Consider the following 11,487-nt stretch of genomic DNA (forward strand, 5'->3'; position numbering starts at 1 on the left):
AGCAGGCCGTAAAACCGTGTTACAGTCGGACAGCCTCGCCTGTTTGCGCCGACTGATAGATAGCCTCGATCAACCGGGTAATGTACAAGGCTTGCTCTGGTGTGCAAAGCGCCTCTGCCTTCCCTTCGATGGCATCGAGGAAATTGCTGAGCAGCAAGACGCGCTCCTTTTGGGGAGGTGGCGACAGCTCTGTCGTTGCGGTCACGCCGCCCCACTCGTGATACAGCGTCAACTGCTCCTCAAGCAGGCTGAACGAGACTCCTCCCTCCTGCCCGTACACGTGCAGGAAAGCGTTTTCTTTTTCAATGTGAGAAGCCCAGCTGGCATCCAGCGTAAGCGAAAATCCGTTTTCAAACGTAATCATCGCGACCGCCATGTCTTCGACGTCAAACACGCCGTTGTCCACGCGCCTGCCCCACTCGGACAGTCCGCGCTTGCGAGGGCCGAATTGCGCATACGTCTGGCCGAGTACCGACACCGGTTTGGGATGACCGAGCAGCCACAAGGTCAAGTCGAGCATATGTACCCCGATGTCAATCAGCGGCCCTCCGCCTGCCAGCTCTTTTTGCGTAAACCAGCTGCCCCAGCCCGGAATGCCGTTGCGGCGAACCCAGCCTGTTTTGGCGTGATAAACGCTGCCCAGTCTGCCTTCATCCAGCCACGCCTTGATTTGCTGGGCTTGGCTGCGAAAACGGTTGTTTTGCGCGACCATCAAAACCTTCCCGGCTTTTTTCGCCGCGTCGATCATTTCCTCCGCTTGCTCCGTGTTCATGGCCATCGGTTTTTCACACAACAGATGCTTGCCTGCTGCCAGCGCTTTGGTAGCTGCCTCGGCATGCAAGTAATTCGGGACGCAGACGATCACCGCATCGATCAGCGATTGCGAAAGCATCTCCTCATAATCGGCAAAGACGTGCGGAATATCATACTGCTTGGCCTTTTCGCCTGCCATTTCCGTGGACACATCGGCAATGGCGACGATCTCGGCGCGCGGGTCCCCCTTGGCTGCCTCCAAATGAGCAAGGGCGATCCCGCCTGCTCCGATGATCCCGATTTTGTGCGTCTGCATAATGCCTACATCTCCCTCCTACACCCACCAAAGATTTTTGATCGGCTCGCGCAAAATGACCTGCTGCAAATTTTGCACGGCTCGCTGGAAGCCTTCTTCAATCGACATGATCGCATCCTCGTGCTCGATGCTGATGACGTAATCGTAACCGTTCATGCGCAGGGCGCTCATCATGTTCGCCCACGTCTCTTGGGAGTGTCCATAGCCGACCGTGCGGAAGTACCACGCCCGTTCATGGAGATTCGCGTACGAATTCATGTCGGTCAGCCCGTACAGGTTCACCTTGTCCGGATCGATATACGTATCTTTGGCATGGAAGTGGTAAATCGCTTTTTCTTTTCCCAGTATTTTGATCGCTGCTACCGGATCAATGCCTTGCCACCACATATGGCTCGGATCGAAGTTCGCCCCGATGGCATCCCCGACTTGCTCCCGCAGCTTGAGCAGCGTCCCCGGTGAATGGACGAGAAAGCCTCCGTGCAGCTCCAGAGCGACTTTGACCTGATGCGACTTGGCGTAGTTGCCCCACTCTCTCCAGTACGGAATCAGCTTCTCGTTCCACTGCCAGTTCAGCACGTCGCGATATTCATTCGGCCAGGGAGCGACAGGCCAGTTCGGGTACTTCGCGTCTTCGTGATCTCCAGCCGTGCCGGAAAAGCAATTGACGACCGGGACTTCCAGCAGTTCGGCCAACTGAACCGTTTTGACGAATGTATCGTGCGACTGCCGGGCAAAGTTTTTGTCTGGCGAAAGCGGGTTGCCGTGGCAGCTGAGCGCGCTGATGACCAGTCCGCGCTCCTCGACGGCTTTGTGGTACGCCTGGCGTTTTTGCTCGCTTTCCAACAGCTCATCCAGTGGGCAATGCGCATTGCCGGGATAGCAACCCGTCCCGATTTCCACCGCCTCCAGTCCCGCCTCCTTCACATGGTCGAGCATCTCCTCAAATGATTTGTCGCTAAACAGAACCGTAAATACACCAAGCTTCACATGTTTCCCCTCCCTTTTTTATAGAGCTTTCTGGTTTATCTATGGGCAGTTCTTGGTGCACCCTCGTGGATAGCGCTTACACTTTGCCGGATGACAAGATGGTGCGGCACGGTGCTGATCCGTTCGACCGGCTCGTTGCGAATCTGCTTGAGCAACTGCTCTGCCGCTGCCTTGCCGTACATGAACGGGTCGTTGTGTACCGTCGTCAGCATGGGACGGGTCAAGGAGGCCAGCTCCAGGTTGTCGAACCCCATGACCGAGATGTCTTCCGGCACCCGAATCCCGTGGTCGTGCAAATAGTTGAGCACGCCTACGGCCATCAGGTCTGTGGCCACGAACACGGCGGTCGGACGCACGGCTTCCTCGCAGATTCGCCGCATGGCTTCATAGCCGCTTTTGGCAGTGAAATCCCCCTCTGTGACAAAGCCCTCGTGGATCGGCAAGTCGTGCGCGCGCATCGCTTTGCGGTACCCTTCCATGCGATCCAGCCCGCACGGCGGGTCCCACAAAGGACCGGAGACACAGGCGATTTTCCGGTGACCCTGGGAGATCAGGTAGGCTGTCGCATCGTAGGACGCCTGTACATTGTTGACGTTCACGGTCGGGATCTGGTAGCCGGGCAGATCATGCCCCGTCACGACCATCGGTACCTGCATCTCGTGAAGCGTCTGGAAGCTGCTCTCCATAAAATGAATGCTGGCGATAATGACGCCATCGAGCTGCTTCTCCTTGAACAGCCGCAAATACTTCAGCTCCTTGTCCACTACTTCGTCCGAGATGGCCAAAAACATGCTGTAATCGTCCTCGCTGATGACGCTGTCGATTCCGTAGGTGAGATTGGAGTAGAAGTTGTTGTTGATGTCGGGAATCATGACGCCGATAATGCGGGTTTCCTTGCTGACGAGACTGCGGGCAATCGCATTCGGCTGAAAGCCTGTCTCCTGGACGATGCGCAAAACCCGCTCGCGCAGCTCCGGCCTGACCGGTTTGGAATTGTTCAATACCCGCGAGACGGTGGCAATTGAGACGTTGGCGAGTTGGGCAATGTCTTTTATGGTGACAGAAATGGTGTCTCACTCACTTTCTCATTCAGGTAAACGTTTTCCTAACCAAAAAATAACATTCGCTTTTCTTTTTGTCAATATTCTGTCATTTGCTTTTTTTCGACTTTTTCCATCACGTGCAGCGTCGCGCTTCCAACCTCTGCCAACGAAAAAAACCAGAGGTTGTCCCTCTGGGCGATGGCAAACAGCTTAGGCAAAGGACGCATATACCGGCAACGTAATCTCCACCGTCGTTCCCTTGTCCGGCTGGCTCTCGATTTTCATGCTTCCTTGGTGGGCCTGAATGATTTTGTAGGTAATCATCAGACCGAGACCTGTCCCCTTTTCTTTTGTCGTGTAAAACGGCTCGCCCAGCTTTTGGATGCGCTCTTCGCCTATTCCTTGTCCCTGATCCACAATGCGGATAGAAAGGGCGTCGCCGAGCCGCTTGAGCTGAATGGTGATCTGCCCGCCGTTTGGCATGGCTTCGATTGCATTTTTCAGAACGTGGATGAAGACCTGCTTGAGCTGCTTCTCTTCGCAATTGACCATCGTCATGTTCGGGTCTGTCTCCAGGGCGATTCGGACGTTGTGGCGCAAGGCTTCGCTTTGCAAAAGCTCTGCCGCCTGGTGCAGCAGGGGCCCGAGGTCGCGCGGCGCAAAGTGGATGACCTGCGGCTTGGCGAGCACCAAAAATTCGTTGACAACCGATTGAATCCGGTCCAGTTCCGAGAGAATGGTCTGAAAATATTCTTGTTTGGAATGGCCTTCCTGGATGAATTGAATGAATCCGCGAATGGAGGTCAACGGATTGTAGATTTCGTGCGCGACGCCTGCGGCCATTTGGCCGACGACCGACAGCTTTTCTGACTTGCGCAGCAAAGACTCTGTCTGCTTCATCTCGGTAATGTCTTGGCTGACGATCACCAGAGCGTGTCGTTTGCCATCCGGGCCAAAGAGCGGGACCTTGCTCACGTCAAAAATACGCGATTCGCCGTGTTCCAGCCGAACGACCTCTTCCAGGCGGACAGGCTTGCCCCCCTCCCACGTTCGCTTGTCCGATTCGGCGCATTGCAGCAAAGCCTCCCGGTAAACGGGGGAAAGCTTCGCCAGCTCGGCATCGCTTTTTCCGTGATAGGGCACATGCTCCAGCTGGAACATGCGCAGGCAGCAATCATTGGCCTCCAGCCAGCGGCCCTCGCCATCTTTGAAGCAGACGGAAACCGGCATCGCATTGATAAAGGTCCGCAACTGCTTTTCCTTTTCAATCAGGGCGACCTCCATCCGTTTGTGCTCCGTAATGTCCCGGTGAATCGCGACAAAGGCGATCACATTCCCTTCCGCGTCGGACAGAGGGGAAATGAACGTGCTCACATTGAGCAACGTGCCGTCTTTGCGCTGGCGCACCGTCTCGTACGACGTCACATGGCGATTTTCGACAATTTCCTGTTGCAGCAGGTGGAATTGTTCCAGCAAAAAGTCGGGAATCGTGGGCAGCTTGTCTCCGATGACCTCCTGCTCGCTCCACCCGAACATGCGCTCAAAGGCGCGATTGACCTTGAGAACTCGAAAGCTCACGTCAAGCACGACAACCGAGTCGACCGTATTGCGCAAATACAAGTCAAGCTGCTCCTTCGTCGCTCTCAGATCCGCCTCGATCTGCTTGTCTCGGGTCACGTCTTTGGCGATTGCGTAAAAGCCGACGATTTCATCGTCCACGTACATCGGGAAGTTGTTTAGGCGGACATCCATGCCGTGACCGTTTTTATGTCTGACAGCGATTTCAAATTCCTGCGGACGATTCATCAGGCCGCGATGGAAGGGATGAAGCTGACTTTCGGCGGAGTCCGGGAAGATCAGGCTGGCGATGTTGGTTGCTTGCAAATCTTCCGCGTGATAGCCGACCAATCTCTCGGCTGCCGGATTGGCCTGCAAGATGTTGCCGTGCAGGTCATAGCAGATAATTGCGGCAGGATGATCCTCGAAGAGGGAGCGGTAAACCTGTTCCTTTCCGAGAAAGGCGCTGTCCGCTTTTACAGGCAGAGGCGCAAGCGCTCCCGGACGGTCAGGCGCTGCAAGACCATGGTCCGGCACAGCGGGTTTGGCTGTCGTCTCTCGCTTTGCAGGCTGGCGGCAGCCCGGCGGAATCGCGTAGACCACAAAGCCGATGAGCTTGCCGCCGTATCGATACGGGATTTGCTCAAAGCGCCATGTGCCTCTCCTCTGCTCTGCCTCCCATTGCATTTTCGAGGCAGTCGTGCAGGCTTGCGGAGGTGCACCGATCAAATGTTGCCGACCATCCACCCAGCCCTGTTCGTACAACATGCTCGAAGCATGAATGACCTGGCCACCGCGATCCAGCACCAAGAGCGGGCTGCTCACCGGAGTGGTAGCGAGCTGAGCGAAGCGCTCCGCCAAGCGAAAACGCTCTCGTTCCAGCTGGTGGCGCAAATCGCGCTCGACGGCTTGCTTCGCGGAGATCACCACGGACAGCGCGTACGGATGATTGACTCTCCATAAGCCAGTCAGATTGAATACGCCCAGGATTTCGCCAGTCGCGGGGTCGCGGATGGGAGCCGCCGCACACGTCCATTTTTGCACTTCCTGGCAAAAATGCTCTCCGGCGAACACCTGCACGGGTCTGCCTGTCACCAGGGAAGTCCCGATAGCGTTCGTTCCGGCCCGATTTTCTGCCCACGAAGCGCCCACGACGAAATTCATGTCTTCTGCTTTCAGCATCAGCGACCGTTGACCATCGAGATGGACAATATCGCCTGCGGCGTTGCAGAAGGTAGCCAAATGGCCGGCGTCCATCGAAGCATCCTTTACTTTCAACAGAAGCGGCTTGAGGCTGTGCTGCAGCGAGTCATTTTGCCAATAGGCCTCGATCTCTTCCCTGGACAGGGTGATCTCTGTTCTGTTGCGGAGAGGATGGATGTTGTACGCCAGGCAGCGTTGCCAGGATTCGTACATCAGCAGTCGAATGGCCGGTTTTTCACCGATTCCTGAAACAAATCGTTCCCACGCTTGTTCAAGCTTGGCTCTTTCCCGCGAAAGGTTAGCAAAGCTGCCCAAAGCTCTCCACTGATTCATGGTCACCATCCTCCAGACAAAAAGTGGGGTCGCAATACGCAACATTTACATCAATATTTCGACAATTTCGGGCCCATTTCCTTTTTTCGAAAAGCGCGTCGCCTGCCGTACCGGAGTTCTTCCGCTAACCGCCGAGCCGGGCTTGGCGCACACGAAAAAGCCCGATCTTGTCGATCAGGGCTTTTCACATAAGCGGCGGCAAAAAGCAGGCCGCAATTTTTCACGATTCCGATTGGATTCGCCTCGCCTCCGCATACAGCACCTGAATAAACTTTTTCATGTTGATGCGAATATCGGAGGAAGACGAAGGCGTCTTGCTTTTTAGTTCCGCCATTTTCTTCCACACAAACGTAAAATCAAAAAACTGCGAAGCGTAATTCTCGAATTTCCAGTTGGACAGATCGGACAGGCCGAGCGAAGCGAGATGGTTCAAGGACTGGTAGATGGCTCTTCTGACCCGTTGTTCCGATGCTTTAACCACCTTCATGAGCTGCGCCTCTTCCGCGGAGGCCCCCAGCCTCTCCTCCGCCACCGCGACAAAAATATCCTTGAGCGCAGGAAAGCCGTTTTTGAATGTGTGCTTCTGCTCGTAGTCGGACAAGTACTCCAAAATATCGAGCAGATCGTTGCTCCCGTTCTCGCCCGCAATGCCAAGCTCCGACAGGAGGAATTGTCCCGCATCCCGCAGCTTGTTTTCGTGTTTGGCCGTTCGCGCCGGGCCTGTGTTTGCCTGATCGAGCTGCAAAACGGCGTGCAGCGATTTGTGGATGTCCTGGATGGATTTTTCCAGCCGAATCTTCTCGATCACTTTTTGCAAAATCGTCACTACTTCGATCCGGTTCACAGGCTTGATAATGTAGTATTCGCTGCCGAGCGAATACGCTTGCGCAATCAAGTCCTTGGCTTCCACCTGGGAGATCATGACAATCTTGCCCTGGAACGATGGCCGGATGTGCCGGATCGTTTCAATCCCGTCGCGAATGGGCATGAGCAGATCGATCAGCAGGATGTCCACATGGCGCATCGTCAGCATGTGCCCATCGATGAGCGATCCGTCTTCGGCTTCGCCCACGACCTCCCCCAAATTTTCATCCTCAATAATCTCCGTCAGCATCAGGCGCACAGCTTCGTCATCATCGACTACATAAAAATGCATCGTCTCACTCTTTCTCCCTTACATGATTGATCGGCAGCCGGATGAAAAACTCCGTCCCTCTCCCGTTTGCTCCATCGCGAGCAGCAAGCTCCCCTTCCAGTTCGTCTACGATTTCCTTGACATAGGACAGGCCAATGCCTGTCGAGGGCGTCCCCTGCTGGTCGTACTTGGTCGTAAAGCCCGGCTTGAACATCAGCTTTTTGCGTCGCGGCGGAACCCCGGGACCGTCATCCGCGACCAAAAGCTCGACGAACTCCCCGTTTCTTTCCACGCGAATCACGATACGCCCCGTCTCTTGGATCGCTTCGACGGCATTGGCGACGATGTTGTTGAGGAGCGACAGCAGCGTAAATGCGTGGTAATGCGGGTGTTGGCCGGAAATGGCGCAGGAAAACGCGATTTGTTTTCCCAGGAGGCTCGCGTATTTTTGGTTGGAGCGCATGATGATGTCCACCAACTGACGGACGTCCATAAAATCCGCCTTGTTCTCATGGGAAATCAGCTTTTGCAGACCGGCAAAAATGCGCTGGTTGTCCTTTTTGATCTCATGGACTTCCCCTGCTATAATCAGCGCCTTTTTCGCAAACGACTCGACCGTAGCTTGGGCAGGGTGGTCGGATTCGCTTTTCAACTGCTGCAAGCCCTGGTACAGCTCAAACGATTTGACCGTGATGTTTTCCGCGTTTTGCAATGTCTTTTTCAGATGAATCGATTCCTCGTACAAATTGGAAATGAGCAGCAGCATGTGCTCGTGCTGGGCGCGTGTCTGCTTTTCCCGCGCCTGCGTCTCGTACAGCCGGATCATGTTCAAAAAGCTCAGGACGACAAAACTGTGCGACAACGCGATGACGACCATCTCCAGCAGCGCGTCCCACGTGACGACGATGTGAAACAGAACGTACTGCGACAATAGCTCGATCAAATCGGCCACGATCTCGATGACCATCCCGATGAAGGCGATCAAGAGCGTCTGCTCGCGAAACCGCTCCATGCGGATGACATAAAACAGCAGCGCGTAGGAAAAGTAGTAAAAAAAGCTGGAATAATGCTCCCGCATGGAAGCCGCCCAATCAAACGAACTGTGCGTGTAAAAATCGAGCAGGAGCCGAAAGCCGACGACGAAAATTCCTGTCAAAAATCCGGGCAAAACCGCCGGAAGCCGCTGGAACAACAGCAGGAAGAAGAAAAAGGTAGGCGCGCCAAAACTGATTCGAAACGTCTCATTGACCGGATAAAATTTCAGTTCGCCCGCGAGCGGCACGGTAATCAGCATGAGCGCCAGGATGTACCCGTCTTTTTTTAGCGGGGAATGCATGCGTCAAGCTTCCCCTCCCTGTCTGGTTTCTACGATGATGATTCCTATTTTCCCTCTCTATTCTGATGGATACAACCCGTAAACGACAAGTATGGAAAAAAAGATGGAGAGAAAGGCGAAAGCTTTTGTTGGTTTTTGTTTGATTTTGTAGGTTGGTTGTAAAGTGTTCCATATACGTTTTTTTGGCGGCGTGGAAGCGTTTTCGCTCTGCGCCCAAGGATCAGAGAGTACAGGGTTTGGGGGAAACGTGTTTGGTTCAAGCGGCGACAACGACAAAAAACACATGTGACCGCAAGCGGATGGAGGAGCTGGAGCAATGGATCGCCTTCCATCGCGAGCAGGCGTTAGCAGGGAAATGCGCCAGTTATATTCCCGCCCTGCGGCGAGCCGATCCGACACAGCTCGGCATCTGCATGATCGAGCCTTCCGGGCACAAGATCACGGCTGGCGACTGGGAAGTGCCGTTCACGATGCAAAGCATCTCCAAAGTCGTCAGCTTCATCGCTGCCTGCTGCCATCACGGGATCGCTTACGTACTGGAACGGGTCGATGTAGAGCCGACAGGCGATGCCTTCAACTCGATTATCCGGCTGGAGATGCACAAACCGGGCAAGCCGTTTAACCCGATGATTAATGCGGGCGCCATCACGGTATCATCGCTTTTGCCAGGGGATACACCCGATGAGAAATTGGACTATTTATACAAAATTTTCCAAAAGATTACAACTGTCGCCCCTGTCGTAAACGAAGAAGTGTTCGTCTCGGAATGGATGACGTCACACCGCAACCGTGCATTGTCCCATTACCTGAAGGATACGGGATACCTGGATTGCGAGGTCGAGGAAGCGCTGGAGGTGTACCTGAAGCAATGCTCCATTCAGGTCAACACGGAGCAGATTGCGCTGATCGGCCTGGTTCTCGCGCTCGATGGCTACCATCCGCTGCGGGGCGAGCAAATTTTGCCCAAGCAAGTCGTCCGGCTGGCCAAAGCGCTCATGCTGACGTGCGGGATGTACGACGCTTCGGGAAAATTCGCTGCCTACGTCGGGCTCCCGGCCAAAAGCGGCGTGTCTGGCGGAATTCTGACGTTGGTTCCTCCCCGCCTGAAACGAGAATCCCCTTTTCCCGACGGCTGCGGCATCGGTGTGTTTGGCCCTGCGATCGATTCGTGCGGCAACAGCGTGGCAGGCGTCTCGCTGCTCAAGCAGATCGCACACGAGTGGGATGTCAGTCTGTTTTAATCCAATCTATCCGTTCGAGGTGACAAGATGCAACAATTCCTGTTAGATGTAGTAGCGTCCATTAACGACTTTTTCTGGTCCTACGTTCTGATCGTCATGCTGGTTGGACTCGGCCTGTTCTTTACGTTCAAAGGCGGCTTCCTGCAAATCCGCATGATTAAGGACATGCTGGAGGCCATTCGCGAAGGCAAGAAAGGCTCCGCCGACAGCATCTCGCCTTTCCAGGCATTCTGTATCAGTATGGCCGCGCGTGTCGGTACCGGAAACATTACCGGGATCGCGATTGCTGTCGCGCTGGGCGGTCCTGGCGCGGTCTTCTGGATGTGGGTCATTGCCATTATCGGTTCTGCCTCCGCCTTTGTGGAAAGCACACTGGCGCAAATCTACAAAGTCAAGGACAAAGACGGCTTCCGCGGCGGCCCGGCCTACTATATGGAAAAAGGGCTGAACAAGCGCTGGATGGGTGCCCTGTTCGCGGTGCTGATTACCTTGTCTTTCGGTTTGGTCTTCAATGCGGTGCAATCCAACACGATTACGCTCGCGTTTGCAAACTCCTTCGGCACGGATCGCCTGACCGTTGGCCTGATTATGACGATCGCTTTTGCTGCGATTATTTTTGGCGGTGTCAAGCGCATTGCCAAAATGTCTGAGTACATCGTCATCGTGCTTGCGATTTTGTACATCGGTGTCGCCCTGCTGATCGTCTGCATGAACATTACGCAAATGCCGGAAATTCTCGCGCTGATCGTCAAAAACGCGTTTGGCTTCGATCAGGTCGCAGGCGGTACGCTCGGCGCCGCGCTCATGCACGGTGTAAAACGCGGCTTGTTCTCCAACGAAGCCGGTATGGGGAGCGCGCCGAACGCCGCTGCCACCGCTACGACAAGCCACCCGGTCAAGCAAGGTCTGATTCAGGCGTTTGGCGTCTTGACCGATACGCTCATCATTTGTACAAGCACGGCTTTCATCATCCTGCTGTCCGGCGCGTACAAGCAGTCGGAGTTGAGCGGCATCGAGCTTTCCCAGGCAGCGCTCAGCATTCACCTGGGAGACTGGGCTTCTGCTACGCTCGCCGTCATGATCTTCCTGTTCGCCTTCAGTACATTGATCGGGAACTACTACTACGGCGAGACGAACATCGAGTTTTTGAAAACGAGCAAGACATGGCTGATGCTCTATCGTGTGAGCGTACTCGCCATGGTGATGTTCGGAGCAGTGGCAAAAGTCCAGCTCGTCTGGGACTTGGCCGACTTGTTCATGGGGCTGATGGTCGTCGTCAACCTGATCGCCATTTTCATGCTGTCGAAGGTCGCCTTTGCCGCCCTGCGTGATTATCAGGTGCAGAAAAAAGCAGGCAAAGACCCTGTGTTCTACGCCGACAGCATTCCGGGCGTGACAAACCTGGAAGCGTGGGAGGCAGCTCCGGTCGCTGCGAAAAAAGAACACGTCAGCTAAGGTGTCATACTAGCGTCATGAGAAGAAGCCTGTGTCCTCTTTCTTTAGAGATGAAGTGCACCCCTTAAAGTAGACATTGGAAAAACCCTTGTGGTTATCCGATGAAAATTTTAGGGGGTGTATTTTTA

General features: G+C 54.6%; 8 protein-coding genes. 2 read left to right on the forward strand and 6 right to left on the reverse strand.

Annotation, left to right across the window (positions count from 1 at the left end):
• Positions 1 to 19: 19 nt before the first annotated feature.
• The 6 genes from ACTHO6_RS11650 to ACTHO6_RS11675 form a co-directional block, all read right to left on the reverse strand.
• Positions 20 to 1,069 (reverse strand): Gfo/Idh/MocA family protein, encoded by a 1,050-nt coding sequence (locus ACTHO6_RS11650; protein WP_440241718.1) that lies wholly within the window; start codon positions 1,067 to 1,069, stop codon positions 20 to 22.
• An 18-nt stretch (positions 1,070 to 1,087) separates the two neighbouring features.
• Positions 1,088 to 2,056 (reverse strand): sugar phosphate isomerase/epimerase family protein, encoded by a 969-nt coding sequence (locus ACTHO6_RS11655; protein ID WP_440241719.1) that lies wholly within the window; start codon positions 2,054 to 2,056, stop codon positions 1,088 to 1,090.
• A gap of 35 nt (positions 2,057 to 2,091) precedes the next feature.
• A complete protein-coding gene (locus ACTHO6_RS11660) occupies positions 2,092 to 3,123 on the reverse strand; it encodes a LacI family DNA-binding transcriptional regulator (protein ID WP_440241730.1) in 1,032 nt (343 codons plus the stop codon).
• Between the two features lie 186 nt (positions 3,124 to 3,309).
• The gene (locus ACTHO6_RS11665) at positions 3,310 to 6,192 is read right to left on the reverse strand and encodes a PAS domain S-box protein (protein WP_440241720.1); all 2,883 of its coding nucleotides are present in this window, start codon (positions 6,190 to 6,192) and stop codon (positions 3,310 to 3,312) included.
• A 220-nt stretch (positions 6,193 to 6,412) separates the two neighbouring features.
• Positions 6,413 to 7,348, reverse strand: a complete 936-nt coding sequence (locus ACTHO6_RS11670; RefSeq protein WP_440241721.1) for a response regulator — start codon at positions 7,346 to 7,348, stop codon at positions 6,413 to 6,415.
• A gap of 4 nt (positions 7,349 to 7,352) precedes the next feature.
• Positions 7,353 to 8,663 (reverse strand): ATP-binding protein, encoded by a 1,311-nt coding sequence (locus ACTHO6_RS11675; RefSeq protein WP_440241722.1) that lies wholly within the window; start codon positions 8,661 to 8,663, stop codon positions 7,353 to 7,355.
• A 299-nt stretch (positions 8,664 to 8,962) separates the two neighbouring features.
• Here ACTHO6_RS11675 and ACTHO6_RS11680 point away from each other — a divergent pair, with 299 nt between their 5' ends.
• Positions 8,963 to 9,904 (forward strand): glutaminase, encoded by a 942-nt coding sequence (locus tag ACTHO6_RS11680; protein ID WP_440241731.1) that lies wholly within the window; start codon positions 8,963 to 8,965, stop codon positions 9,902 to 9,904.
• 27 nt (positions 9,905 to 9,931) lie between these two features.
• A complete protein-coding gene (locus tag ACTHO6_RS11685) occupies positions 9,932 to 11,359 on the forward strand; it encodes an alanine/glycine:cation symporter family protein (RefSeq protein ID WP_440241723.1) in 1,428 nt (475 codons plus the stop codon).
• Positions 11,360 to 11,487 lie beyond the last annotated feature (128 nt).

The sequence above is a fragment of the Brevibacillus sp. SAFN-007a genome (assembly GCF_051967035.1).
In the GTDB taxonomy this organism is placed as follows: domain Bacteria; phylum Bacillota; class Bacilli; order Brevibacillales; family Brevibacillaceae; genus Brevibacillus.

Coding starts and splice junctions, on each gene's coding strand:
- ACTHO6_RS11650 (WP_440241718.1), bottom strand. CDS start 1,069: ATGCAGACGCACAAAATCGGGATCATCGGAGCAGGCGGGATCGCCCTT.
- ACTHO6_RS11665 (WP_440241720.1), bottom strand. CDS start 6,192: ATGAATCAGTGGAGAGCTTTGGGCAGCTTTGCTAACCTTTCGCGGGAA.
- ACTHO6_RS11670 (WP_440241721.1), bottom strand. CDS start 7,348: ATGCATTTTTATGTAGTCGATGATGACGAAGCTGTGCGCCTGATGCTG.
- ACTHO6_RS11675 (WP_440241722.1), bottom strand. CDS start 8,663: ATGCATTCCCCGCTAAAAAAAGACGGGTACATCCTGGCGCTCATGCTG.
- ACTHO6_RS11680 (WP_440241731.1), top strand. CDS start 8,963: ATGGAGGAGCTGGAGCAATGGATCGCCTTCCATCGCGAGCAGGCGTTA.
- ACTHO6_RS11685 (WP_440241723.1), top strand. CDS start 9,932: ATGCAACAATTCCTGTTAGATGTAGTAGCGTCCATTAACGACTTTTTC.